The 25112-nt window shown below is 55.6% G+C and carries 19 protein-coding genes; 4 read left to right on the top strand and 15 right to left on the bottom strand.

What is annotated here, in order from left to right; all coding sequences use genetic code 11:
• Nucleotides 1-11 precede the first annotated feature (11 nt).
• From AACY09_RS07415 to AACY09_RS07405, 3 genes are read right to left on the bottom strand one after another with little or no spacing between them, the layout of a single operon-like run.
• Nucleotides 12-272 carry a phosphopantetheine-binding protein gene (locus AACY09_RS07415; RefSeq protein WP_339486974.1) on the bottom strand — a complete coding sequence of 87 codons (261 nt, stop codon included), beginning with the start codon at nucleotides 270-272 and terminating at the stop codon, nucleotides 12-14.
• Nucleotides 247-1062 (bottom strand): lysophospholipid acyltransferase family protein, encoded by an 816-nt coding sequence (locus AACY09_RS07410; RefSeq protein ID WP_339486973.1) that lies wholly within the window; start codon nucleotides 1060-1062, stop codon nucleotides 247-249. The genes AACY09_RS07415 and AACY09_RS07410 overlap by 26 nt, the downstream gene beginning before the upstream one ends.
• A complete protein-coding gene (locus AACY09_RS07405; protein WP_339486972.1) occupies nucleotides 1035-1748 on the bottom strand; it encodes a beta-ketoacyl synthase chain length factor in 714 nt (237 codons plus the stop codon). The genes AACY09_RS07410 and AACY09_RS07405 overlap by 28 nt, the downstream gene beginning before the upstream one ends.
• Nucleotides 1749-2073: 325 nt before the next feature.
• On the opposite strand from AACY09_RS07405, the gene AACY09_RS07400 reads away from it, so the two are divergent.
• Entirely contained in the window at nucleotides 2074-2847 is a 774-nt protein-coding gene (locus AACY09_RS07400; RefSeq protein ID WP_339486971.1) for a ParA family protein, read from the top strand.
• A gap of 161 nt (nucleotides 2848-3008) precedes the next feature.
• Here the strand turns inward: AACY09_RS07400 and AACY09_RS07395 are convergent, their stop codons facing one another.
• From AACY09_RS07395 to AACY09_RS07380, 4 genes are all read right to left on the bottom strand, one after another.
• Nucleotides 3009-3806, bottom strand: coding sequence for a universal stress protein (locus tag AACY09_RS07395; protein ID WP_339486970.1), 798 nt, complete (start codon nucleotides 3804-3806; stop codon nucleotides 3009-3011).
• An 87-nt stretch (nucleotides 3807-3893) separates the two neighbouring features.
• Nucleotides 3894-4337 (bottom strand): YiiD C-terminal domain-containing protein, encoded by a 444-nt coding sequence (locus tag AACY09_RS07390; protein WP_339486969.1) that lies wholly within the window; start codon nucleotides 4335-4337, stop codon nucleotides 3894-3896.
• 93 nt (nucleotides 4338-4430) lie between these two features.
• On the bottom strand, nucleotides 4431-4868 hold the full coding sequence (gene trxC / locus AACY09_RS07385; RefSeq protein WP_339486968.1) for a thioredoxin TrxC: 438 nt from the start codon (nucleotides 4866-4868) through the stop codon (nucleotides 4431-4433).
• A gap of 73 nt (nucleotides 4869-4941) precedes the next feature.
• The gene (locus tag AACY09_RS07380; protein ID WP_339486967.1) at nucleotides 4942-6732 is read right to left on the bottom strand and encodes an SLC13 family permease; all 1791 of its coding nucleotides are present in this window, start codon (nucleotides 6730-6732) and stop codon (nucleotides 4942-4944) included.
• 241 nt (nucleotides 6733-6973) lie between these two features.
• Between AACY09_RS07380 and AACY09_RS07375 the strand changes: the two genes are divergently transcribed.
• The gene (locus tag AACY09_RS07375) at nucleotides 6974-7678 is read left to right on the top strand and encodes an aspartate/glutamate racemase family protein (RefSeq protein ID WP_339486966.1); all 705 of its coding nucleotides are present in this window, start codon (nucleotides 6974-6976) and stop codon (nucleotides 7676-7678) included.
• 20 nt (nucleotides 7679-7698) lie between these two features.
• Here the strand turns inward: AACY09_RS07375 and selO are convergent, their stop codons facing one another.
• From selO to AACY09_RS07350, 5 genes are all read right to left on the bottom strand, one after another.
• Entirely contained in the window at nucleotides 7699-9159 is a 1461-nt protein-coding gene (gene selO / locus AACY09_RS07370) for a protein adenylyltransferase SelO (RefSeq protein ID WP_339486965.1), read from the bottom strand.
• Nucleotides 9160-9236: 77 nt separating this feature from the next.
• On the bottom strand, nucleotides 9237-12647 hold the full coding sequence (gene mscK, locus AACY09_RS07365) for a mechanosensitive channel MscK (protein ID WP_339486964.1): 3411 nt from the start codon (nucleotides 12645-12647) through the stop codon (nucleotides 9237-9239).
• A gap of 33 nt (nucleotides 12648-12680) precedes the next feature.
• Nucleotides 12681-14426, bottom strand: a complete 1746-nt coding sequence (locus AACY09_RS07360; RefSeq protein ID WP_339486963.1) for a potassium/proton antiporter — start codon at nucleotides 14424-14426, stop codon at nucleotides 12681-12683.
• 235 nt (nucleotides 14427-14661) lie between these two features.
• Complete coding sequence (locus AACY09_RS07355) at nucleotides 14662-16464, bottom strand: acyl-CoA dehydrogenase (RefSeq protein WP_339486962.1); 1803 nt, start codon at nucleotides 16462-16464, stop codon at nucleotides 14662-14664.
• Nucleotides 16465-16583: 119 nt separating this feature from the next.
• Nucleotides 16584-17759, bottom strand: a complete 1176-nt coding sequence (locus tag AACY09_RS07350; protein ID WP_339486961.1) for a YbfB/YjiJ family MFS transporter — start codon at nucleotides 17757-17759, stop codon at nucleotides 16584-16586.
• Between the two features lie 174 nt (nucleotides 17760-17933).
• Between AACY09_RS07350 and AACY09_RS07345 the strand changes: the two genes are divergently transcribed.
• On the top strand, nucleotides 17934-18782 hold the full coding sequence (locus tag AACY09_RS07345) for a 23S rRNA (adenine(2030)-N(6))-methyltransferase RlmJ (RefSeq protein ID WP_339486960.1): 849 nt from the start codon (nucleotides 17934-17936) through the stop codon (nucleotides 18780-18782).
• A gap of 257 nt (nucleotides 18783-19039) precedes the next feature.
• On the opposite strand, the gene msrA is transcribed toward AACY09_RS07345, so the two are convergent.
• Nucleotides 19040-19687 carry a peptide-methionine (S)-S-oxide reductase MsrA gene (gene msrA, locus AACY09_RS07340; RefSeq protein WP_339486959.1) on the bottom strand — a complete coding sequence of 216 codons (648 nt, stop codon included), beginning with the start codon at nucleotides 19685-19687 and terminating at the stop codon, nucleotides 19040-19042.
• Nucleotides 19688-19806: 119 nt separating this feature from the next.
• A complete protein-coding gene (locus AACY09_RS07335; protein ID WP_339486958.1) occupies nucleotides 19807-22473 on the bottom strand; it encodes a putative bifunctional diguanylate cyclase/phosphodiesterase in 2667 nt (888 codons plus the stop codon).
• 78 nt (nucleotides 22474-22551) lie between these two features.
• On the opposite strand from AACY09_RS07335, the gene AACY09_RS07330 reads away from it, so the two are divergent.
• On the top strand, nucleotides 22552-23082 hold the full coding sequence (locus AACY09_RS07330; protein ID WP_339486956.1) for a hypothetical protein: 531 nt from the start codon (nucleotides 22552-22554) through the stop codon (nucleotides 23080-23082).
• Nucleotides 23083-23168: 86 nt separating this feature from the next.
• On the opposite strand, the gene aceF is transcribed toward AACY09_RS07330, so the two are convergent.
• A complete protein-coding gene (gene aceF / locus AACY09_RS07325; RefSeq protein ID WP_339486955.1) occupies nucleotides 23169-25109 on the bottom strand; it encodes a dihydrolipoyllysine-residue acetyltransferase in 1941 nt (646 codons plus the stop codon).
• Nucleotides 25110-25112: the final 3 nt, after the last annotated feature.

Below are 25112 nucleotides of genomic sequence, written 5' to 3'. Positions count from 1 at the left end.
TATTAACGCTCTCAAACGGCCTGACGTGCAGATACAAAAGCCGCCAGGTTGGCAACATTGGCGAAGTGTTGGCGGGTGTCTTTGTCTTCTGCATCGATTTTGATACCGAAGCGCTTCTGGATGGCCAGCCCCAATTCAAGTGCATCCACCGAGTCGAGTCCGAGGCCATCGCCAAAGAGTGGTTGATCAGCAGCGATGTCCTCTGCGGACATGTCTTCAAGCCCCAGTGACTCAATGATTAAATTTTTAATTTCGCGTTGTAATTCGCTCATCTGTTGCGAGCTCCTTGATGAAGTAGTGGTGCAAGTAGTCATTGAGCTTGCGTGAAGCTATCGGCGTAGGGGCAGAAGCCTTGAATTGTTCGGGGTTGATATCCGGGCCAACGCGCAGTTGGAAGTGAAAGCGCCGAGCAGGAATGCTGTACCAGGGCTCAGCCTTGGTCAGGGTGCTTGGCGACACGCTGATTGTAACCGGAGTGATCAATTGCGCGCCTCGGATAGCGATGGCTGCAGCGCCGCGATGGAAGTTGGGCGGCTGGCCTGGGACGGTTCGAGTGCCTTCGGGAAAGACGATTAGGCACTGTCCGTTGTGCAACGCCTCGGCTGCCTCATCGAGCATTTCCATGCTGCCGCTATTGCTGATGTATTCAGCCGCACGTATCGGGCCGCGCATACAGGGGTTGTCCCACAGATTTTGTTTGACCACGCAGTTGGCATCGCGAATCAATGAGATCAGCACCACCACATCAATCAGTGAGGGGTGGTTGGCGATGATCATTTGCCCGGGTTTTCCTAAGCGATCGGCACCTTCGATGCTGTACGTCAGGACACCACTGCGATACATCAACTGAACAAACCAGTGGAAACTGATGCTGATGGTTTTGCGCGCTCTGGTCCGGCGAGCGCTTGTATCGCCAGGAACAAGTGACAGTAGCGGAAAAACCACCGCTCGGAGCAAGACTCCCCCTACGCCAAACAGGCCAAAGCACAGGGCTGTAGCCAAGAGGCGCCAGACATAGGGCGGGCTGCGCGGGCTCAGTTTGGCTTGCGTGACCAAGTCCATTGCCTTCGGCTCCAGTAGTGGGTGAGAGTCTGGCCAGTGCAAAGTGTCCTGATCAAGTTCAAGGGGTGCGGCCATTGCGTAATTGGGCCACTTCCCGGGCGCAGTTGTAACTGCCAGTCGTCGCCAGGTGTCAGTAACAGTCCCACGGCATAAGGAAAAGGCACGTCGTCGATATAGGCTGCATAGATGGCTGCAGGCGACTCTTCGGCGATCACCACTAAAACTGCTGGCGCCCCTTCATTGAGTAGCAAGCAGGCTTCTTGTATGGCGTGCTCGAGGCCGTCTCCGCCGGCCGCAAGAGCGGTCATTTCACTGGTGTCGCCCCGTAATATCGACCATTGGCCGATAATTGCGTTATGCACTGACAAGCTGAATTGCGTAGGAGACAGCGGCTCATTTTGCGCAAGGTCGTGCAGCAGGGCCAAGGTACGTGGGGTTTCGCCGTGGCGGGAGACAAAGACAAAGGGTAAGGCCGGCAATGATTCGGCCAGCGGCCACGCGACATTAAATACCATCCGCGCCAGACGACTTAAGCGCCTGCGCTGCATCGGTGCAATAAAGCTGACATCGGGCTGTTGCTGCTCATCTGGAACCCGCACCGGTGCCTTGCTCCAAGCATGCCACTGTTGCGTGCTTTCCAAGTTCGGGGCCCAGGCACGCCATTGTTCTATGTTGAATTGCATCACGGCAGATAATACCTAGCCCTTGGGAAATATTTATTCGCTACAGCAGCCCTACTATTTGGCCAAAAGTGCGAGGGTATAAGCCAATCATCGTCATGGGCAACGTGTAGTAGGCGGGCGGTGTGTATATGGCGGAATAGTGGCATTATCTAACTGGCATGAGTCTTGCGCAAACCCTAGTCTCGATTGTTTGTGAGCGAATAAGCTGAAATTTTAACCCTATTAAGCTGATATGTTTGAATGAATAATCGGAGATGCTAGGTTACATCAGCCTTGTCATGTACTTTCGCTAAAATTCATGGCTATTCAGGGATTGGGAGCAATTAAAATGCGGCGTGTGGTTTTCAACCAGAAAGGCGGTGTTGGTAAATCCAGTATTGCCTGCAATTTAGCGGCTGTGAGTGCCTCGCAAGGTTACCGGACGTTATTAATTGACCTTGATGCGCAAGCAAACTCCACCCATTACCTCACGGGCTTAACGGGCAGCGAGATTCCGCTGGGCATTTCCGAGTTTTTTAATCAGACCTTGTCAGGTGGGCCTTTTGCCAAGAAGAACAAGGTCGATATCTACGAGACCCCGTTCGATAACCTGCATGTAATCACAGCCACTGCTGAGCTCGCCGACCTGCAGCCTAAGCTCGAGGCCAAGCACAAGATCAATAAGCTGCGAAAGCTGCTTGAAGATCTGTCTGAAGATTATGAGCGGATCTACCTTGATACACCGCCGGCCTTGAATTTTTATACGGTTTCGGCGCTTATTGCGGCTGATCGTGTGCTTATCCCCTTCGATTGCGACAGCTTCTCGCGCAACGCGCTGTATGGCTTACTGCAAGAGATAGAAGAGTTGAAGGAAGATCACAACGAGGATCTGGAAGTCGAAGGGATTGTGGTCAATCAATTCCAGCCGCGCGCGACCTTGCCCCAGCAATTGCTCGATGAGTTGGTCGCTGAAGGGCTGCCTGTGCTGCCAGTCAACCTGATGAGTTCAGTGAAGATGCGTGAATCGCACCAAGCCTGCACGCCACTGATCTACCTGGAACCCCGGCATAAACTGACGCTGCAGTTCGTTGAACTGCACGACCTGCTCAATAACGCCGATTAACCAAGCGCTTTTGCTTGATAGCCCCTTGTTTGTCCACCCCAAGCGCTGCTTGGGAAGGGTGGATGACGCCTTTTCCATCCACCAAAAAACGCTGCAAATCCCAAGTCCAACGTACCTGATCAAGCCTCTCGCAGCTTGATCCGATGTGGACAAGCTTCGCCTCAGCGCACCACGAAAATATCGCAGGGGGCTTTGTGTAAAAAGTGCTGGGCAAGGCTGCCAAGCAGCGCTTGCGATAGAGCGCTGCGACCATGACTGCCAAGTACCATCAATTCTGTCCGTCGGCTTGTCAGTTGTTCCTGCAGGGCTCTTAAAATGCTGCCTTGCTGCACCGAGTGACTGAGCTTGGGACCATTTTCCGTGAGTTTCAGCGCCTCATCTTCCATCAACTGGTCGATCAACGCGCTCTGGGTTTGCAGTTGCAATTCAACCTGCTTGGCGTTGCCTTTATTAGGCTCGAACACGTGCAAGGCGTGTATTTCCGCGGAGCTGGGGAGCAATTCGTAGGCTTTGTTCAAGGCGCAGCAGGCACAGACTGAAAAGTCGATGGCGGCCAATGAGCGCTTATAGGGTTTAACATCATTGCGCGCGACAATGAGCATGGGCACGCTACTGCGCCGGGCTATGCGGTCGAGGCTGGTGCCGGAGAAGTAGTCATGGCGAGAATGGTGTGCGCCCAGTACCAGTAAGTCGCAGCCAAGCTCATTGATTTGCTGCAAGACAATCTCAGAAGGTTTGCCGCTGAGAATGCGCAAACTGGCTGTTTTCGGTGCAAGGGTGCTCAAGCTGCGATCCAGTGAGCGTTTGGCTGCCTCGTGTTGCTGCTGGCTTTGCGTCGGGTCGAGCACGTGCAGCACCGTTAGCTTGGCATCATGTTGGGTGGCAAGTTGAGCGGCCCTGCTCAAGGCGAGATCGGCTGTGTCTCTTAAATCGTGGGCGATAAGAATATGTGCAGTCATTGAAGATCTCTCCGGCCGACCCCTGTCGACACGCATTATTATGACCCATCAATTAGCTGGTCTTTTGAGCTATAGCAAGGTCATGCGTCAGTGCATGCGTAACTGATAATAACCACAACTTTCGGCTACTACTTCTCCGCTGGCATCCCTTAGCTGAAGTTCCAGGCTGTACTCGGCTTTTCCAAGACGTTGGGCTTCATCTTCCAGCCGTTGTATTTCAGTTGCGCTTAAGTGCGCCTCAACAGTGATATCACCTTTGGCCGGACGCCGAAAGCGCAGGCTCATCTCTTTGACAATTGGATAAAAGCGCTTCACATCAAAGCTGGTGAGAAACAGGGCGCCGCCCGGAATTTCCGCGAGGGTAAACAGGGCGCCAGCGTACATGCTGCCGATGTGGTTTTCATTGCCAGCCAGGGGCATGCGTAAACAGACAAACCCATGCTCAAGCGCTTCGGCCTTGAGGCCACTGCGTTTAACAAAGGCAATTTGCTCTTCAGTCAGTTGGCGGGCGATCTCGAACGGCAGTGACATAGGTAGGCCTTGTGGGGGAGGAATCCATTTAGCCTAAACCCTGGTTGCCAGACTGCAATTGACCGGATCGACCGCCGGGCTTGACCCCAGCGCTCAGGCTGTTGATTGCTGGTCAAGCCAGGCGATCAATTGTGGTAACGCCATCACGCCGCTCTGCCGCGCTACTTCTTTGCCCTGGCGAAACAAAATCAAGCTTGGGATCGAGCGGATGCCCAACTGTCCGGCTAGCTGTTGATGAGCTTCGCTGTCGAGTTTGCCCAAGCGGTACTGCCCCTGCAGTTGGCTAGCGGCCTGATTGAAGGTTGGGGCGAAGGCTTGGCAGGGGCCGCACCAACTGGCCCATACATCGACGAGCAATGGCAGATCGCCTTTGGTCTGGCTGGCAAAATTGGCCGGGGTTAATTCAATGGGCGTTTTGCTCAGTAGCCCTTTCTTGCAACGGCCACAGCTGGGTTTGTCGCTCAGGCGCTCGTTGGCGATACGGTTCAGGGCATTGCAGCTGGGGCAGGGGATAAGCAGTGGCTCGGACATGATGAACTCCAGGTCTATTGCTTAATAGTTGTGGCCAGCGCAGGTTGTTTTCAAGCCGACACCGCCGCAGGGCTTAAACCGGGACCAATGGCCAGAACAGCGGAATGACAATGGTTGCGACCACCCAGAGCAATAAATTAAGCGGAATACCAATTTTCATAAAGTCGGTAAAACGGTAGCCGCCAGCGTTATACACAAAGGTATTGGTTTGATAGCCGATAGGCGTGGAAAAGCTGGCGCTGGCGGCAAACATCACGGCGACCACAAAGCCTCGTGGGTCGACGCCCAGGTGCTGCGCCAAGCCAATCGCGATGGGCGTGACCAATACCGCAACGGCGTTGTTCGAAAGCATCTCGGTAAGTATCGAGGTGAACAGATACAGCATCGAAAGCATCAGCATTGGGCCGGCCCATGGCAGCCAGCCCATCATGTTTTCGACCAGTATCTTAACCAGCCCGACTTTATCCATCGCGATGCTAATGGCGAGCATGCCGAATATCAGGCTGAGGATTTTCCAGTCGACCGCTTTGTACGCGTCCTCAACATCCAGGCAGCGTGTTGCCAGAACGCTCACTGCACCGATAATTGCCAAGCCTTCAATCGGCATCACGCCAAAGGCTGCAAGGAGCATTACCGCCAGAGTTGCAATGATTGCGATTGGTGCCTTGTCGCGACGAAAAGCACGTTCCTGTACGGCGTTAAGGCTGATCAGCTCGCCATTGTCGGCGAAACGTTTGATCTGTGCGGGCGTGCCTTCAACCAGCATCACATCACCGAACTGCAACTCGAAATCGTCCAGGTTGACCTGCACGTTTTCGTCTTGGCGGTGCACGGCAAGCACGGCGATACCGTAGCGCGCGGTCAAGTCGAGGTCGCGCATTGGCCGGTGGCTGTAGCGTGAGTTACGCCCGACTATAGCTTCAGCGAGAATCACATCGTGACTGCTGATGGTCTCGAAGGCATCACTGCGATTAAACGATAGGTGGCCGCTTTCGCGCAGCTCGACAACGTTCTTGACCTGGCCGTGAAGTACCAGGCGATCGCCGCTGGCGAGCAGGGTTGTGTGTGCTGGCGCAGTGAGCTCCAGATCGGCGCGAAACAACTTGAGCACCTGCAGGCCACTACCGCCATTGAGATTGGCTTCGCTAAGGGATTTGCCGATCACAGGCGAGTCATGGGGCACCAGCAGCTCGGTCATAAAGGTGCGGTCGAGATCGGGGCGTAACTGACGCGACAGGGTGTCGCGGTCTGGCAGCAGGTGACGGCCGACCAAGAGTAAGTACGCCATACCCGCTGTCGCCAGAATCAGGCCAGCGCCGGTGATCTCGAAGATACCAAAGGGTGCCAAACCAGCCTTGCGGGCAACACCGTCGACCAGAATATTGGTCGAGGTGCCGATCATGGTCAGGGTGCCACCTAGAATGGTTGCATATGACAGGGGAATTAACAGCTTCGATGGCAGGGTTCCCGCACGACGTGCCAGCGAGATGGCGACCGGTGTCAAAATCGCTACAACCGGGGTGTTGTTCAAGCAGGCGGAAATTACCAATGCGGTCAGGGTTAAACCTGTCAGTACGCGGATCGGACTGGTGCCCACAAGGTTGCCCAGCCAATTACCCAGTGCGTCGATACAGCCGGTGCGTTCAAGCGCTGCGGAGAGCACGAACATGCAGGCGATAGTCACTGGCGCAGAGTTGGAGAGCACACTGAGAACTTCGGCCGGGCTCAGCAATTGCGTGACCAGCAGAGCCGCGACAGCAATGGCGGCGACGATATCCGGGCTCCACTTTTCCCTGATGAAGGCAATAAGCACCCATATAAGCAGTGCGCCAACAAATAGCAGTGGTAGTGAATCCCCGAACATGGGCGTCCTTAAGCGTTGAATCTGGTGTGAGGTATCAAGCGCAGCATTGCCTTTTGCGTTTGGTCGCCAAGATAGTGGGCTTTGCTTAGATAGTCTAAGAATGTTTGAGAAGGTTTATATGTCTTTTCGGTTTAATAGATAAGCTGTACCCATTAGCTCGTCCGCCACTGTGGCTGTGCCGCGCAGTTGATGCGCGTTAGGCTTCTGATTGATCTCAGTCGATGTCGATAAGGAGTGAGCAATGCAACAGTTAGGCATTCTGGGCGGTATGAGTTGGGAATCGACCAGCAGTTATTACCGGTTGCTCAACCAAGGTGTGCGCGAGCGTCTGGGTGGCCTGCATTCAGCTCCGCTGCTGCTGCACTCGGTCGATTTTGCCCAGATCGCAGCACTGCAGAAGCAGGGCGACTGGGACACCGCTGGCCACGTTTTGGCCGAGAGCGCCCGGCGTTTAGAAGGCGCGGGTGCTGCGGCCTTACTGCTCGCCACTAACACCATGCACAAGGTCGCGCCAGCGATTGAGGCGGCGGTGGACATCCCGCTGCTGCATATAGGCGACGCGGTGGGGCAGGCGCTGCAACAGCGCGGAGTGAAGCGCGCGGCACTGCTGGGCACGCGCTTCACCATGCTTGAAGACTTTTATCGCCAGCGCCTGGCTGAACGCTTTTCGATAGAGGTGCTGATTCCGCCCCAGGATCAGATCGAAGAAATCGATCGGGTGATTTTTGCCGAGTTATGCCAAGGCCGGTTTGAGTCCAGCTCCCGTGATTACTATCTGCAGTGCGTGGCGCAACTGCACGCGCGTGGCGCGGAAGTGGCGATACTGGGTTGCACGGAGATCGGCTTGCTGCTGGAAAATACCCCGGCAGCGCTAGCACTGCTCGACAGCACCGAGTTGCATGTCGAGATGGGGCTGAACTGGATGCTGGCGGGTGTTGATACCTAGCTTGGGGTTGGCGCTGAGGATCAGGACGAGCAGCTGATTTCCAAGTGTTTGCCCCAATCGGGTGGGCGCTGGGCGAAGCGCTCTTTGCCAGGCTGTTCGGCAAAGGGCTGGCTGAGCACGTGGTGTAACTCGCGCACGACGCTGTAATCGCCTTTTTCTGCAGCTTCGATGGCCTCCTGCGCCAGATAATTGCGCAGGATGAATTTTGGGTTGACCCTGTGCATGCGTTCCCGGCGCTGCTGTTGTGACTGCCCTTGCAATGGGTCGCGCGCCTTGTATTGCTCAGCCCAGGCGTCAAAGCCGGCTAGATCGGTGAAATCTTCGCGCAGCCGTGCAAGGGCTACCTCTGGCTCGTTTTCGCCCAGCTCGCGGAAGAACAAGCTGTAGTCGATCGCACTGCTCTGCATCAGCTGCAACAGGCGCTGGACCAAGGCTTCGTCGCTGTCTTCGGCGCTAATAAACCCTAAGCGGCGGCGCATCAAATCCAGGTATTGGCTTTGGTACAGCGGCAGGAACAATTCAAGGCTGGCGCGTAAGGCTTCTACACTGATCAGCGCAGTTAAAGCCTGGCCGAGCGCTGCAAGATTCCACTGGGCGATGGGCACTTGATTGCTAAAGCTATAGCGGCCGGTGTCATCGGAGTGGTTGCAGATGTGCTGGGCATCAAAGTCATCAAGGAAGGCGAAGGGGCCGTAGTCGAAGGTGATGCCTAGAATCGACATATTGTCGGTGTTCATCACGCCGTGGCAAAAACCGTAGGCCTGCCAATAGGCGATCATCTCAGCGTTGCGCTCAACGATCTGGCGAAACATCTGTAAATACGGATCTTGATCCTGCAAGCAACTGGCGAAATGGTTGTGCAGCACATGCTCAGCCAGCTGTTTTAGTAATTCGTGCTGCTGGGTGTAATAGAAATACTCAAAGTGGCCAAAGCGAATATGGCTCGGAGCCAGGCGCAGGACCATGGCAGCGGTTTCCTGCTTTTCGCGCCAGACTGGCGTGCTTGAACCGGTCACGCAAAGTGCGCGGGAGCTGGCGATACCCAAGGCGTGTAAGTGCTCGCTGGCGAGAAACTCGCGGATCGAACTGCGCAGTACGGCGCGGCCATCGCCCATGCGCGAATAAGGTGTTTGCCCAGCGCCTTTGAGGTGCAAATCCCAGTGGTCGCCTGCCTCGTTAATCGCTTCCCCAAGCAACAAGCCACGGCCGTCACCGAGGCGTGGGTTGTAGCCGCCAAATTGATGGCCGGAGTAAACCATTGCCCGCGGTTCAGCGTCGCTCCACAGCTTATGGCCTGCAAATATCTGCGCAAAAACCTCGGTTTCAGCTTCGGCTGGGTCTAGATCCAGCAGCGCCATGGCTGACTGGCTGACCACCACCAGGCGCGGTTCGGCGATAGGTTCAGGCAGGACGTGGGTTGAGAATGCATCCCCCAGACGGGCAAAGCGATTATCAAAAGTCAGCTCGCTGAGTTGTTTCAAGACGCTACTCCGGTAAAGCGACGACGGCCGAGGGGTTAGCTCAGCCGTCAAATTGAAGCCCTACAATAGCGCGAAGCCTAGTTCGGGTCGACCGCAGGAGGGGTTGGTTTGTCTAAGCTCACTGGGGTTGGCTCGTCGGTGGGTGGCGCTAACGCCGACTCAGCCTCTGGTTCAGGTTGCTTGCTGGTCTGGACGATTACCGGGCTGGTGGTTTTCAGGTTCAGCTCGGCGCCGTTAAGGTTCTTGACCATGACATCCAGTTGATTGAAGGCCATCTCGATTTTGTGCTCACGGAAGCTCATGGCAATGCGCGTAAGCAACTCATCGGTGGCCGCGTTACGGTCACCCAGGTCGCGAACATGGACTCGCAACTCATAATTAAAAGTGCTGGCGCCAATCGTCAGGAAGAACAACAGCGGCTCAGGATCACGCAATACCCGCGGGTTTTCCATTGCTGCTTGCATCATCAGCTTGCGGGCAAGCGCAAGGTCGGATTCATACGCCAAGCCGATCATGACGGTGATTCGAGTGATGGTGTCGTTCAGTGACCAGTTGACCAGTTGATCGGTGACGAAGGTTTTGTTCGGCACAATGATTTCTTTGCGGTCAAAGTCAGTAATGGTCGTCGCCCGGATGCGGATCTTGCTCACGGTGCCGGACAAATTGCCGATGGTCACAACGTCACCGATACGGACCGGGCGCTCAAACAGAATGATCAGGCCGGAAATAAAGTTGGCGAAAATTTCCTGCAGGCCAAAACCCAAGCCTACCGAGAGTGCTGCGACCAGCCACTGTAGCTTGTCCCAACTCAAGCCGAGGGTCGACAGGGTCATGACCGAGCCGATGGCGACGATGGTGTATGACAGCAGGGTGGTGGTGGCGTATGAGCTGCCTTGTGCGAGCTTCATGCGCGACAGCACCAGCACCTCAAGCAAACCGGGTAAATTGCGACCGAGGGCGATGGTAATGCCGATGATCACCAGAGCACCCAATACGTCGCTGAGACTGATGGGAACCATGCTGGCCATGGCACCAGTACCGCTGACGTACTCGTAGAGGGTGAAGTTGTCGAGGTAGGAGAACACTGAAATCAGGTCAGCCCACACCAGCCAGAGCAGGCTGATAAATATGCCGAGCAAGGCCAGTCGCACCAGTCTCAGGGATTGTTGGTTGACTTGGTCGATATCCAGGGTGGGTTCTTCGACCACCACTTCGCCCGATTCGGATTCTTCAGCGGCTTGGGCGGCTTCGCGTTTGGCGACCGCCCGCTGGTAGGCCAAGCGCCGCGCCGCAACCGAAAGGCCACGGACGAAGGCCGCTTCGACTATCAAACCGATCATCATCAGGCCAAGTGTGTCGAGTAAGCGGTCAGTAAGCTTGATAGCGGTGTAGAAATAACCCATGCCGACCATCACAATCAGTACCAACGGCAGCATGCAGATGATACATGCGACGAAGGTGCGGAATATCGAGGTGGTTTCTCGGGCGGGGCCGGTCAGCAAAACCCGACTGAGCAGCCAGGCCATCAGCGCGTAACAGGTGACGGAGATGGCGATACCCAGTACATCATCTGCCAGTCTTTCTGGCTGATACCCGGCAATGGTCACAACGGCCACAAGGGTCAGAATAACCAGGCCCAGATAGCGCACATAGCGTCGCAAGTAGGTTACATGCGGACGTGTCCAGCGGAAGTGCAGCTCAGCGACGCCACTAGGCGATAGTATTCGGTAGATGGTGTACAGCACCATCCAGGCTTGGGCCATGCTGAAAAAAGCAGAGCCTAGGCTGGCGTTTTGCCCTCGCGCATCCATGTGCAAAGCAAAGCCGCAGAGCGCAAAGAACAGCGTGCCCGGCAATGCCAGCAGAATGTTCAGCAAGATAGCCATCGGCGTGTGCAGTTGGCTGTCGTTTTTGTAGTGGCCAATATCCTGGTGGATCTCGGCCAGCTTGCGAGTGATTGCGTTGCGCCGCCACAACAGTAGGCCGATCAATAGCAGCAGCGGGAGGAACAGCAGTGGCTTACCGATCAATCCAGCCGCAAACTCTTTAGCGCTCGAGCCCCAGGCTAGGTTGTCGAGCTGGCGCTGGAGCTTGGCTGGCATATTTTTAAACCACTCGAGGTTGAGTGGTTTATTGCTTGGAATCCAGAACATCTGCTCTTCAAGGGTTTCGCTCAGCGTCTGAGCCGTGCTTTGCAGTTGTTTTTGCGTAAGTTGCAGGGTAATTGATTCGCTGAGCAGCTGCCCCAGTTCATTGTTGACTCGGTCGAGCAGGTCACGGCGCGTCTCAATGATGCTCAGCAATGATTTGCGCAACTCTGGACTCATGTCGTCGTCGGGCTGCTTCTGCTCTAGGCTGTCGATATAGGCCGATGGATTGCTAATCAGGTCGCGCTGTTGGTTGAGCTCGAATTGATAGAGACGAATGTCGGCGATGTCGTTCGGCAAATCCTTGTCAATATCCAGCGTTGGCAGCGCTTGCTTCTGCTGGTAGAGGATTTTGGACAGCAAAATACTGCCTTGCAGCACGCTGATTTGTTGATCAAGTGCCTGGTCGCTCTGATTGACCGCGTCTAGCTGCTGCTTGGTTTGCAGGTTTTTCTGGGTGATCAGGTTGAGGCGGTTGGTGGCTTTGAGCAGGTAATCGGAATATTTGACGTTGAGTGCGCTTTCGCGGCTCAGCAGGCCATCGGTACCCAGCTTTTCGGCACTTTGTGCCTGCTCCGCGACTGTCATCTCCGACTGTTCGCGGCGCTTTTGATTGATCAACTGCTGGAGATCAGTCAGCTCTTGTTCAAGGCGCTTGATGCGCTCATCGAGTAACGCCCGCTGACTGGAGCCCAAGTCTTGCAGCAGGCTGTTGCTGCTCAGTTCTTGGCGGCGCAGTTGGGTTTGCGCATTTAATTGCGCCACTTCAGCGTTAAGTTGGTCGCGGGTTTCATTGGTGATGGGCATACCATCGAGTTTGCCGCTTTTCAAGGCATCGGCAATTTCGCGCAGGCGCGCTTGGTTGCTACTGATCTCTGCCTGAGCGCGCTCAGGGCGTGTCTGCGAGGTGATAATCAGGCTGTTGGCATCGATAATCTGCTTCTGCCACTCGCTCAGCTGATTATTGCGATCACTGAGCATCTCCTCGAGATCAGACACCTTGGTTTTGCCATAGCGATCGGCCACCGGGGTAGGTTGGCTGGCTTTGAGTCGCGCTAGTTCACGCTGGGCTTCACCGATCAAACGCGGGGCTTGGGCAACCTGCTTATTCAGGTCTTCGAGGTTTTTCTCAGCCTGTTCTTTCAGGCGTAACAGGCTAAGGGTTTTCTCAAATGTCTGTTTTAGCTGGGTCAGCTCGGCCTCAGGCAGTTTGCTGTCGGTGAGTGCAGACAGCTGATTCTGCACATCACTGGATGATGGCGGCTCAACGGCAAGCGCCAGTGAGCTGCTCAGAAACAGACTGATGAAAATGAAAGCAATGTATTTACGGATAGAGGGCATGGTCGCGTACGTGCGGCTCGAAGTTGAATGAGTTTAGAGGAATAGGCCGGGGCCGGGGCGACTGCCTTCTGGAAATTTAACGCCGACCTTGCGGATCTTGTTGCCTTCCATAGAAGCAACTGTCCAGGTCAAACCTTGCCATTCGACCTGATCACCAATAACTGGTTCACCGCCGATCTTATGGGCGATGAAACGACCGAGTTGCATGTCGGCTTGGTTATCACTCAGTTTCAGACCGTAGAGTGCGGCCACGGCACCAACTTCCGCATCGCCTTCGAGTACGAAATCGCCAAAGAAGCGCAGGTCCTGGCCGCGTGTCGGGGCTTGGCTGAACAGCTTACCGAGCGCTTCCAGGTCGTGGGCATGGCCGATCACGCAGAGTAGATCGCCCGCATCGAGTTTGGTACTGCCCGATGGGTGGAGCAACTCATTGCCGCGAAAAAGCGCCGCAACCCGTGTGCCTTCAGGCATTTTCAGCTCGCGCAGGGGCGAGCCGATGCACCATTTTTCGGCGCCCAAGCGGTAGATGAATAATTCCCACTGGCTGGTGGGGTAAATCTCCAGACCCGAGCGGCAAAATGGCGCAGGCTGGGGCGGAACTGTTACCCGTAAAAACTTGGCCGCGAGCGGTAAGCTGGTGCCCTGTAGGAGCAGCGAGACAATGACGATAAAGAAGGCGACGTTGAAAAACAGCTGAGCATTCTCGAGCCCTGCCATCAGTGGGAATACGGCGAGAATAATAGGCACCGCTCCGCGCAGGCCGACCCAGGCAATAAATGCCCGTTCACGGTCATGGAATGCAGGAAAGGGCAAAAGACCAAGGAACACCGAGAGCGGTCGCGCAATGAAAATCATCCACAGGGCCAAGCCCAGTGCGGGGACCGCGATTTTCAGCAACTCGTGCGGGGTTACCAGCAGACCCAGGACGAGGAACATGCCGATCTGTGCCAACCACGTCAGGCCGTCGAGCATATGGAGAATGCCATGGCGCGAACGGATGGCCTTATTGCCGAGCAATAAACCACACAAATAAACAGCAAGAATGCCACTGCCGCCCAAGGCGTTGGTGATCGCAAAGATAATCAGGCCGCCGCTGACCACCAGTAGCGGATACAGACCATTGGCCAAGGTAATGCGGTTGATCAGATTCAGCAGCAACCAGCCGCCAACCAAGCCGAGAAATGCGCCCAAGCCAAACTGTAAGCCAAGGTGGATCAGCAGGTCCCAACTGAAACCGGTTTGCCCGGCCTGAAGCATGGCAATCAGGGTTACGGTCAGGAATACCGCCATCGGGTCGTTGCTGCCCGACTCGATTTCCAACGTGGAACTCACCCGTTCGTTAAGGCCGCGACCGCCGAGCAGGCTGAATACGGCTGCGGCATCGGTTGACCCAACAATCGCGCCAATCAGCAGGCCTTCCATCCAGCTCAGTTTAAACAGCCACGCGGCTGCTACACCGGTGAGACCGGCCGTAATCATGACGCCGACAGTGGCCATTGAAAGTGATGGCCACAGGGCTACGCGGAAGCTTGAAACACGGGTGCGCATGCCCCCATCGAGCAGAATAATGGCCAGTGCAAGGTTACCGACCAAATAGGCCAGCGGGTAATTGGAGAAACTGATGCCTCCAGGGCCATCAACGCCTGCGAGCATGCCCACGCCGAGGAATATGACCAGAATCGGGATGCCGAAGCGCGAGCCGAATGCACTGACCAGAATGCTCATGGCTACCAGCAATGCACCGATCAAAAAGAGACTGTTGATGGTACTGGCATCCAAAGCGACATACTCCTTTATTAACGGGCAGGGCGCCTATGCATGGCACGTGCCACAGATAATAACCTGTGAGTTTGTCCTGTGGTTAAAAAAACACATGGCGTTATATGTATGGAGCGTTAAGCCCGGTAAGTGCGCTTGGCCTCTCGGGCGTTGCGTCCAGAGCGGGGTCAGGGCAAGGTTTTGAGCGAACGCCTTGTGCACATTGCATGCACAAGGCGCCTGTCCAACGGTGAGGTCAGAACCAGCTGTCTTGCATATTCAGGCAGGTGTCATCGCGGCTTTCGAGGATTGCCAGTTCGTGATGGCAGCCTGGAACTTCCCACGTCAGGAAGTAGCGCGCCGCTTGCAGCTTGCCTTGATAGAAGTCCTGATCCGCCGGATTGTCCTTTGCCAGGCCTTCTTCTGCGCGAATAGCCTGTTCCAGCCAGCGCCAGCCAATCACGGCATGACCAAATACTTTGAGGTACAGCGCTGAATTTGCCAGCCCCTGATTGACCTTGCCGCTCATCAAGTCGCCGAGCAAGGTCAACGTCACGCTGGAAAGTCGCGCCAGCAGTTGTTCGAGTGGCGTGCGCAGGTTGTTCAGCGACTCGAAAGCGCCGGCGCGCTCGCAGCACTGTTGGATCAGCTTGACCAATTGTTTGAGCGCCGCGCCGTTGTTCATCGACACCTTACGACCTAGCAGATCGAGTGACTGAATACCATGGGTGCCTTCATGGATCGGATTCAAGCGGTTATCGCGGTAATACTGTTCCACCGGGTATTCACGGGTGTAACCGTGGCCACCGAGGATCTGGATCGCCAGCTCGTTCGCCTTGAGGCAATACTCCGACGGCCATGACTTCACAATCGGCGTCAGCAGGTCCAGTAACTCCAGTGCAGAACGGCGCTGTTCTTCGCTTTCCAGTGTTTGGGTGTCATCAAACAGGCGAGCGGCATAGAGACCAAGGTCAAAGGCACCTTCTACGTAGGCTTTCTGGGTTAGCAGCATGCGCCTGATGTCGGCATGTTCAATGATTGAGACCTGTGCCGAGCTTGGGTTTTTGCCATCCGGCAAGCGGCCTTGCGGACGCTGCCGGGCGTAATCCAGTGAGTACAGATAGCCGGCATAGCCGAGCATTACTGCGCCCATGCCAACACCGATGCGCGCCTCATTCATCATCTGGAACATATAGCTCAGGCCTTGGTGCGGTTTGCCCACCAAGTAGCCAACACACTCGCCATTATCGCCGAAGTTCAACGCTGTCGAGGTGGTGCCGCGCCAGCCCATCTTGTGGAACAAACCGGCCAGCAGCACATCATTGCGCTTGCCCAGCGACCCATCATCGTTAACCAGGAACTTGGGCACGATAAACAGTGAAATGCCCTTAACCCCTGGTGGGGCATCGGGTAACTTGGCCAGCACCATGTGCACGATATTTTCTGACAAGGGATGGTCGCCGCCAGAAATAAAAATCTTGTTGCCCTTGAGCCGATAAGAGCCATCTGCAGCAGGTTCGGCGCGTGTGCGAATGTCCGAAAGCGATGAGCCAGCGTGGGGCTCTGTCAGGGCCATGGTGCCGAAGAAGCGACCGTTAATCATTGGCTCAAGGAAACGCTGCTTTTGCGCATCGTCGCCAAAGGCTTCAATCAGATTGGCCGCGCCCATGGTCAGCATCGCGTAGGACGACGTGGCGATGTTGGCGGACTGGAAATGGGCGAAGCAGGCCTGCGATAGCAGATTGGGGAGCTGCATCCCGCCCACGTCGAATTCACGTGTGGCGTTTAGAAATCCAGCCTCAAGGAAGGCATCGACTGCAGGTTTGATTTCCGGAATCAGCTTGGCCGCACCATCAACGTACTCGGGTTCATTCTCATCATTTTTACGGTTGTGGGGGGCGAACAGGTTTTCGGCAATGCTGCGGGCGGTATCGATTGCTGCATCGAAGGTTTCCCGGCTGTGCTCGGCAAAGCGCTCGCGCTGGGTCAATGCCTCGGCATCGAGCACTTCGTAAAGTTCGAACGCAAGATTGCGGGCGTTTAGCAGAGTCTCGGACATGATTGGCCTCCTGTTGGTCGGCCCGAGTCTAGGCAGGTGCCCAAGCACTGCCCAGTATTATCCATTGGCGTGATAAAGCACTACATGCTCAATATCATGCCCTGCCTTGCGACGGGCTCTTAGCTAGCAGCGCTGCTGCGGGGAATCATAACGGTCCAGTACAGGCCCCAGAGCAACGCGCCAGCGCCAATCGCAAAGCATTGGGTGAGGGTGGCGCCCATTTGCAGTGCTTGCTCTGCCAGCCAAGGGCCGAGTAATTGGCTGGCGCCATACAAGGCAATCAGTGCGGCAGACAGCCGAGGACCTTGATGCGGGTGGAGATGGCGTGCGAGGCGCTGAGTCAGAAACACGGTGCCGATAAAACCACCGCCGACCAAAATTGCGCAGAGCAGGATACCCACGGCGCCGGGCCACAGCATTGGCGCGGCAGCTCCCAGGCCTTGCGCTGCATAGTTGCACAGCAGGGCGCGGCGATCACCAATGCGCGCCCCCAGGCTGTTCCACAGGGCAATCGAGACGAGGCTCGCGCTCGCCGTCCATAACCAGGCGCCACTGACCAGTGGGTCGGAGGGATCGAGTTGCTCTTTGGCCAGCGAGGGTAAAAATGTCATCGGCAGGATATAACCCAGCCCGGCCCCGGTATAAGCGAGAAACAGCGGTGTGCTGGCGCGGTCGAACAAGCGCGTTTGCCGGTGTTGTACCTGCACCGCTGGGGCGTCCAGTTTTAGACGACGCAATAAGCCAATGCTCAACAGCGCCAGCGGCAGGCTAAGGATCGCCATTGGCCACCAGCGATCTGCGCCGCTTAGCCAGGAGGCTGGCAAGGTAGCGGTTGCGCTTGAAAGCAGCAGGCCGCCACCCAGCCCGAGGTAAATCAAGCCGCTAAGTCGTGTACGCTGATGCTGCGCGAGCCATTCGAGGACCAGTGCAGGGGCTTGAACAAAGACCACGCCATTGCTGATGCCATTGGCCAGCCGCAACCAGGTCAGGCTTTCAACCGAGGTGGCATAGACCTGTGCCAAGGTCAGCAGAGCATTGACCAGCAGGGCCAAGGGCAGGGCGATGCGCATGCGTGCCGGCGCATGCAGAACCAGGGCTAACAACGCGCCAATCAGGTAACCAATATAATTCCAGGTGGCGACTCTTGCCCCTTGCTCAAGTGTCAGCAAGCCATCACCGATCAGATAAGGCAATAGCGGCGTGTAGGCGAAGCGGCCTAAACCATGGACAACAACCAGCGCGCTTGCGCCAGCAAGTAATGCCAATATCACGTGGCGTTGCGGCAGAGAGTTCATTGAGTGACTTAATTCTTATGTGGAAACAAACCATAACGGTTGTGGTCGGTGCCGGGGTAGCAAAACATTGTGCTTAACCGACAAGGCTAGCGCATCAGGCTTGGCTGTTCATAAACAACAACTGCGAAATCTGCTGAAGCAGGTAAACTGTAGGGCTCAGAGGAGCCTATCACCATGAACTACCGTCACGCCTATCACGCTGGCAATCACGCCGATGTCTTAAAGCACCTGGTTTTATGCCGCATGATTGCTTTGTTGTCGCGCAAAGAGGCGCCATTTGCCTATCTCGATAGCCATGCAGGTGTGGGCTTGTATGACTTGCGCGGGGATCAGGCGACGCGCACCGGTGAATGGCTTGAGGGCATTGCCAAGCTTTGGCAGGCTGATGATGTGCCTGAACAATTTGCCGATTATCTGGATGTGATCCGGGCAATGAATCCTGACGGTGAAATGCGTCACTACCCCGGCTCGCCAGAGCTGGCGCGCATGCTGACCCGTGAACAGGATCGTTTGCAGCTCAATGAGAAGCACCCGGAAGATGGGCGACTGCTTAAAGAGAACATGAAGGGTGATCGGCGGGTGGCTGTGCATTTGGGTGAAGGCTGGCACGTACCCCGTGCGCTGTTGCCGACCCCGGAAAAGCGCATGCTGATGCTCATTGATCCTCCTTTTGAGAAAGACGATGAGCTGGATCGCTGTGTAGAGTCGTTAAACGATGCAATTGGCCGTATGCGCCAGGCAATCGTAGCGATTTGGTACCCAATCAAGGATCTGCGCCAGCTGCGCAAATTTTACCGTGATCTGGAAAAGAGCGCTGCGCCGAAGCTGCTGCGGGTTGAGCTGTATGTTCACCCAACGGATGAGTCACTGCGCTTGAACGGCTCGGGGCTGGTCATCAGCAATCCACCATGGGGCCTGGAAGATGAACTCAAGCATCTTTTGCCTTGGTTGGCTGAGCGTCTGGGCTTGACGCAAGGCGGTTGGCGCATGGATTGGCTGATCGAAGAAAAAGCGGCGGGTTAAGCTGACTTGCCGTGAAATAGGTTTTCAGCTTCTCGCCCATAGTCAGGGTGTTTTCGCGGTTTTTGGTGGATGAAAAAGGCGTCATCCACCCTATGGGAAACACGACTGGCTTGAGTTGGTAGGGTGTGACAACGCGAAGCTTGTCCACCATTGTTCGAGCAGCGGAATGCTCGATTATGGGTAACTCATTCGGGTATGCGCAGCCATAAAAAAGGCGACCTGTGTAAAGCAAGGTCGCCATTTTTTACGCTGGATATTTATGCTGGCAGACACACGCCTGTGCCGCCTAAACCACAATAGCCGCTGGGGTTTTTCGCCAGGTACTGCTGGTGATAAGCCTCGGCGTAATAGAACTCACCGGCGTTGCTAATTTCAGTGGTGATCGAACCTAAGCCGGCTTTGTCCAGTTCAGCTTGGAACATCGCTTGGCTCTCAAGCGCTTGAGCCAGTTGCTCATCGCTGGTGGCGTAAATTGTTGAGCGGTACTGGCTGCCTTGGTCGTTACCCTGACGCATGCCCTGAGTTGGGTTGTGGGCTTCCCAGAAGACCTTTAGCAGCGCTGCATAACTGGTGACTTTAGGGTCAAACACCACCAGCACAACTTCAGCGTGGCCGGTCAAGCCAGAGCAGGCTTCCTCGTAAGTTGGGTTTGGAGTGATTCCGCCCGCGTAACCTACAGCAGTGCTCCAAACGCCAGGCTGTTGCCAAAAGCGCCGTTCCGCGCCCCAAAAGCAGCCGAGACCAAAGACCGCAGTCTCCAAGCCTTGTGGGAATGGGCCCTGAAGTGCGTTGCCGTTTACGAAGTGCGCGTCGGGTACAGTCATCGCCACATCACGTCCCGGCAATGCCTGCTCGGCCGTTGGGAGTTCGAGTTTGTTGACAAGAATTTGCGAACGCAGAGCCATGAGCCATTTCCTCAACATCGTTTTCATGTTTTTGATAGACCGCCATTGTGCGACGACGTTACACAGTCGGCCAGCCCGAACTGAGTAACAGCCTACCGCATGTCTGATGTCGAAGTGGCTTAGTTGCGAATATAACGCTTCAAGCTGTCAATCAGGTTACGCCCGGCAATCGCTTTGTCGAACAGGAAGCCTTGGCCAATATCGCAGCGTTGACGGCGAAGAAACTTCAGTTGCGCGCTGGTTTCGATGCCTTCGGCAACCACTTTGATTTTCAGATTGTGCGCCATGGCGATCACGGCAGAGGTGATCTCCATATCATCCTGATTCTCGGGGATGTCCTTGATAAAGCTGCGATCGATTTTGATCACATCGATCGGGAATTTTTTCAAATAACTCAGCGACGAATAACCGGTGCCGAAATCGTCCATGGCCAAGCTGAGGCCGAGTTTCTTCAGGTTTATAAGCTGGCTGCGCGTGTCATCGGTCGCTTCCAGGAGCAGGCTTTCAGTCAGCTCAAGCTCTACCCGCTCGGGTGGCAGCTGTTCTTCTTCGATTATGGTGCGAATGGCGCCGACAAGGTCGGGGTCGGTGAACTGTTTGGGTGAGACATTGATCGCCACTTGGATCGAACCCATGCCCACGGCTGCAAGCTGTACGCTCATGCGGCAAGCCTGACGAAATACCCATTTGCCAATTGGTATGATCAACCCCGTTTCTTCGGCAACGCCAATGAAGTGGTCAGGGCTGATCATGCCTTTCTGCGGGTGATGCCAGCGCAATAGCGCCTCAATGCCAACCAAGGCGCCAGTCTTCAGGCAAAGTTTGGGTTGATAGAACACTTCAAGTTCATTCTGCGTCAGGGCCCGACGCAGATTGTTTTCGACAAACAGCTTATGGTCGGCCTCGGCATTCAGCGCTTCAGTGAACACATAAACCTGATGTTTGCCGTTGGCCTTGGCTTTATGCAGTGCAAGGCCGGCGTGTTTGGTCAGTACTTGCGGGTCGGTACCATGTGCAGGCGCGCAGGCCAGGCCAATTGAGCCGGTAATGCTGATCAGTTGATTGTCGACAAACAGCGGTTTGTCCAAGGTATGGAGCACTTGCGCGGCAACCACCTGGCCCGCTTCAAGGTCATGATGGTCCAGCAAGATAGCAAACTCGTTACTGGCAAAGCGCGCCAGAATCGCGGTCGGCGTCAGGGTGTTACGCAGGCGTTTGGCCAGGCTGGAGAGCAGCTTGTCCCCGGTTTGATGACCGAGACTGTCGTTGATCCGCTTGAAGTTATCGATGTCTACCAGCAGCAGGCTGATCCCAGTGTTATCTGGCACTGCGAAGCGCTTTTCCAGTGCCCGAATAAACGAAAAGCGATTGCCCAGGCCAGTCAGGTTGTCGTGAAAGGCCAAACGCTCAATGCGTTGCAAGGCGCTTTTGCTTTCGGTGATGTCTTCATAGATACCAATGTAGTGGGTCAGGGTGCCGTCATCGGCATGCACCTTGGAAATCGACAATTGGCTCCAGTAGGGTTCAAGGTTTTTACGGCGGCTTTTGAACTCGCCTTGCCAGCTATTGTGCCCTGATAGGCCTGACTGGCTGTTAAACAGCAAATCGCTGAGGTTTTCCAACGCTGGCAGTTCGGAAATTCGCCGGCCCTGCACCTCTTCTGCGCTGTAAAGGGTTATCGCGGTGAAACTGGGGTTTACGTATTCAACCAAGCCATCGCGATTGAGCAAGATAAACGCGCTGGCGCTTTGCTCGACCGCGCGCTGAAAGAGGTACAAGGCTTGTGTGGCCGTGCGCCGCTCTTGATTGGATAACACTTGGGCATATTGATCAGCCAGTTCGCCGCAGAAGGCGATCTCGTCAGTTTTCCATTGGCGCGGTCCGTCAATGTGCTCAAGGCACAGCAGACCAACAACTTCGCCGTCGACACGAATCCCCGCATCAAGCATGGCGCCAATATTCAGCGGCTTTAAGTAGTGCTGTAACTCGATGGTTCGCGGATCATTCAAGGCGTCTTCGATATGCAGCGAACGCCCCGAGCGCATGATATTCATGTAGTTGGAATAGAGCTTGAGGCTAAGCCGTTCTTCCTGATGGTGTTGTTGGGTGTCGGCGTGATACACGGTCACCGACTCCAGATAGTCACCATCCATTAGCCAAATGCACGCCCGGCCAACGGAATAAGCCTCGCAGGCTGCTTGAGTAATAAGCTTGGCTGCATCTTGCAGGGCGTTACCCTGGTAGATGTGGCTGGCCAGGCGCAGGATTAATTTCTGCTGGGCCAGGGTGCGTTTTTTCTGCTGCAGGGGGTCTTCAATTTGCGCCAGGAGCTGAGCATTTGGCGCATGCCCCGGGCTGGACTGCGCCTGTTCGGGTTGCCCTGCATGTGGCGCTGTAGCTGTGACCAGCAGATAACCGCGCAGCAGGTTATGGCCGCGCTGTTTGAAGGGTTCACCCATTTCCATCAGATTGAGCGCGCCCAAAGGCGTGTGCAATGTGTAGTGCACGAGGTAATGGGGTTGCTGGCTCAGTTGCTGCTGGATTTGGTCATGCAGTGAGTGGCGCGCTTCGGGCTCCATCAGGCTGGCGTAGGGTGATTCAACCAGCGCACATAAATCGCTCGCAGCAATGCCTAATTGACGCTCACACGAAGGGTCAAGAAACAGTAGGGCCCAACTGGCCTCATTCATCCGCTCGAAACGAAGCATGCCTAGCCGTGATGGGACTGGCAACTGCGTCACAACCTCGGCCGCCAATGGGGTGGCGACGGTGGGATGGCTTCTCATTAAATGCTGTGCTTCCAGTATGCTGCGCTGGGCGAGAAAGTCTGCCCAATTCACTATAGCGTCAAGTAAGGGTGCATTATGCAAATGCGACTGACAAGAAAACTAATTTTTGCCTTGTTGATTAGCAGCGGTTTGGTTTCTGTAGCCCCTGTATCGGCCGACTCTGCCACTGGCTTGAGCAGTCCTGAGCAAGCAAATTACCTGCATGAGCTCAAACGTCTCTACAGCACTCAAGATGAGCGCAAAGCGCTGCTGGCGCATGTCAATAAACTGCTGGAGACTTATGCCCTGCGCGCCGGCTATCAAGTTGGCCAAGCTGAGCGCAGCGATCTTCTATACAGCGTGGCACTAGGTGCGCAGGGCGAGTTCTTGTTACGTGAAGAGACTCGCGGCGAAAACCGCAGCGATATTGCTGTGCGTAATCAGCGCATTGAGGTCTTTGGTGTTGACCCTTATATCCGCTACGACTGTCCGACCAGCGGAATAAGCTGCAGCCTTAACAACCCGGTTACCGGAGGCACCATGTTAACCATAGTGCGGGATAACAACGGCGCTGCTGAACTGGCTAAAGCCTTGAGTTTTCTGGTGCGTAACCTGCAGAAGGGCTGAACCGCCATCCACCCAGATAAAAAAACCCCGCCAATGGCGGGGTTGAGGATGCGAGCGTGGCGTGCTCGAAACGTATAACTAAGTCGTTACAGGAGCATGGTGCGAATATCGCCCAATACATCGCCTAAACGCTTGGTGAAGCGTGCTGCTGCAGCGCCGTTAATCACGCGGTGATCATAGGACAGCGACAGCGGTAGCATGAGTTTTGGCTGGAAAGCTTTGCCATCCCATACTGGCTGTATAGTTGCCTTGCTGACGCCCAGAATCGCAACCTCTGGCGCATTGACGATCGGCGTAAAGCCGGTGCCGCCAATGTGACCAAGGCTGGAAATGGTGAAGCAGGCGCCTTGCATAGCGTCTGGAGAAAGCTTCTTGTTACGCGCTTTATCCGCCAGCTCCGCGGCTTCAGCGGCCAATTGCAGCAGGCTCTTCTTGTCGACGTCGCGGATTACCGGGACTAACAAGCCATCCGGGGTGTCCACAGCGAAGCCAATGTGTACGTACTTCTTGCGAATGAAGGCTTTGCCGCTTGGCGCCAGCGAGCTGCAGAAATCGGGCATTTCCTTGAGCATGAATGCGCACGCTTTGAGCAGCAATGGCAATACGGTCAATTTGACACCGGCTTTCTCAGCGACGGCTTTTTGCGCGACGCGGAAGGCTTCCAGTTCAGTGATATCGGCGGAGTCGAACTGGGTCACGTGTGGCACATTCAACCAGCTGCGGTGCAGGTTGGCGGCGCCAATCTGCATCAGGCGTGTCATCGCCACTTCTTCGATTTCACCGAACTTGCTGAAATCGATTGCCGGAACCGGAGGAATGCCCGCGCCGCCCGTTGCGCCTGCGGCTGCCGGTGCATCTTTGGCTTTGTTCATCATGGATTTGACGTAAACCTGTACGTCTTCCTTAACGATTCGGCCTTTAGGGCCGCTGCCAGGCACCGCTGCCAGATCGACACCAAATTCGCGTGCCAACTGACGAACTGCCGGGCCGGCGTGAACCTTGCCGCTGGTAACCGGCGCTGAGCTGGCGGCGACAGGCGCTGCAGCTTTGGGTGCGTCTGATTTAGGTGCATCTGCTTTAGCCGGAGCTTGGGCAGGGGCTTCATCAGCAGGTGCAGAACCGGCAACTTTCAGCTTTAGAATCAGGTCGCCGGTACCGGCTTCGTCATCCAGCTTGATTTCGACGCTTTCAACCACGCCAGCCGACGGCGAAGGCACTTCAAAGCTGGCTTTGTCCGACTCTAGAGTGAGCAAGGACTGATCAACTTCAATGGTGTCGCCCGCCTTGACGAACAGCTCGATAACCTTGCCTTTGGCGTCAGAGCCGGTGTCAGGGATACGGACTTCTTCAATCGAAGAACCCTTGGCCTGCGCTGGAGCGGCGGCCGCTGCCGGTGCAGGTGCTTCTTTCGCCGACGCAGGTGCAGATTCTGCTTTGGCTGCGGGTGCGGAGCCTGCAACCTTGAGCTTTAGAATCAGGTCGCCAGTGCCGGCTTCATCGTCGAGTTTAACCTCAAGGCTTTCCACTACACCGGCGGCTGATGAAGGCACTTCAAAGCTGGCTTTATCCGATTCGAGGGTGATCAGCGATTGATCAACCTCTACGGTGTCGCCAACCTTGACGAAGATCTCGATGATCTTGCCTTTGGCATCTGAGCCGGTGTCCGGGATGCGCACTTCTTCAATGCTCGAAGTGGCTTCCTTGGCAGGGGCTGCGGCGGCTTCGGCTTTTGGCTCCTCTGCTTTGGCAGGCTCAGGCTCGGCCTTTTTCTCAGGCTCGGCAGCTGCGCTTTCGCCTTCAACTTCAAGCTCCAGCAGTTCGTCACCTTCTTTCAGGGTGTCACCCAGCTTGACCTTGATGCTTTTGACAACCCCGGCTTTAGGTGCTGGGATTTCCATACTGGCTTTGTCAGACTCAAGGGTCAGCAGGCTTTGTTCGGCTTCAATGTGGTCGCCGACCTTAACGAACAACTCAATTACTTCACCCTCACCACTGCCGATGTCGGGTACGCGAATCAATTCACTCATCGT

The sequence above is a fragment of the Pseudomonas sp. EL_65y_Pfl2_R95 genome, from assembly GCF_963971045.1.
GTDB lineage: Bacteria > Pseudomonadota > Gammaproteobacteria > Pseudomonadales > Pseudomonadaceae > Aquipseudomonas.
This window is presented reverse-complemented; position numbering and strand designations above follow the sequence as displayed.

Bases quoted from the DNA above. Each gene is read 5' to 3' on its own strand.
- AACY09_RS07395 (WP_339486970.1), bottom strand. From the start codon at position 3,806: ATGACTGCACATATTCTTATCGCCCACGATTTAAGAGACACAGCCGAT.
- AACY09_RS07355 (WP_339486962.1), bottom strand. From the start codon at position 16,464: ATGTCCGAGACTCTGCTAAACGCCCGCAATCTTGCGTTCGAACTTTAC.
- AACY09_RS07380 (WP_339486967.1), bottom strand. From the start codon at position 6,732: ATGTTCGGGGATTCACTACCACTGCTATTTGTTGGCGCACTGCTTATA.
- mscK (WP_339486964.1), bottom strand. From the start codon at position 12,647: ATGCCCTCTATCCGTAAATACATTGCTTTCATTTTCATCAGTCTGTTT.
- AACY09_RS07390 (WP_339486969.1), bottom strand. From the start codon at position 4,337: ATGTCACTGCCGTTCGAGATCGCCCGCCAACTGACTGAAGAGCAAATT.
- trxC (WP_339486968.1), bottom strand. From the start codon at position 4,868: ATGTCCGAGCCACTGCTTATCCCCTGCCCCAGCTGCAATGCCCTGAAC.
- aceF (WP_339486955.1), bottom strand. From the start codon at position 25,109: ATGAGTGAATTGATTCGCGTACCCGACATCGGCAGTGGTGAGGGTGAA.
- AACY09_RS07400 (WP_339486971.1), top strand. From the start codon at position 2,074: ATGCGGCGTGTGGTTTTCAACCAGAAAGGCGGTGTTGGTAAATCCAGT.
- AACY09_RS07330 (WP_339486956.1), top strand. From the start codon at position 22,552: ATGCAAATGCGACTGACAAGAAAACTAATTTTTGCCTTGTTGATTAGC.
- msrA (WP_339486959.1), bottom strand. From the start codon at position 19,687: ATGGCTCTGCGTTCGCAAATTCTTGTCAACAAACTCGAACTCCCAACG.
- AACY09_RS07335 (WP_339486958.1), bottom strand. From the start codon at position 22,473: ATGAGAAGCCATCCCACCGTCGCCACCCCATTGGCGGCCGAGGTTGTG.
- AACY09_RS07345 (WP_339486960.1), top strand. From the start codon at position 17,934: ATGAACTACCGTCACGCCTATCACGCTGGCAATCACGCCGATGTCTTA.
- AACY09_RS07375 (WP_339486966.1), top strand. From the start codon at position 6,974: ATGCAACAGTTAGGCATTCTGGGCGGTATGAGTTGGGAATCGACCAGC.
- AACY09_RS07415 (WP_339486974.1), bottom strand. From the start codon at position 272: ATGAGCGAATTACAACGCGAAATTAAAAATTTAATCATTGAGTCACTG.
- AACY09_RS07410 (WP_339486973.1), bottom strand. From the start codon at position 1,062: ATGGACTTGGTCACGCAAGCCAAACTGAGCCCGCGCAGCCCGCCCTAT.
- AACY09_RS07350 (WP_339486961.1), bottom strand. From the start codon at position 17,759: ATGAACTCTCTGCCGCAACGCCACGTGATATTGGCATTACTTGCTGGC.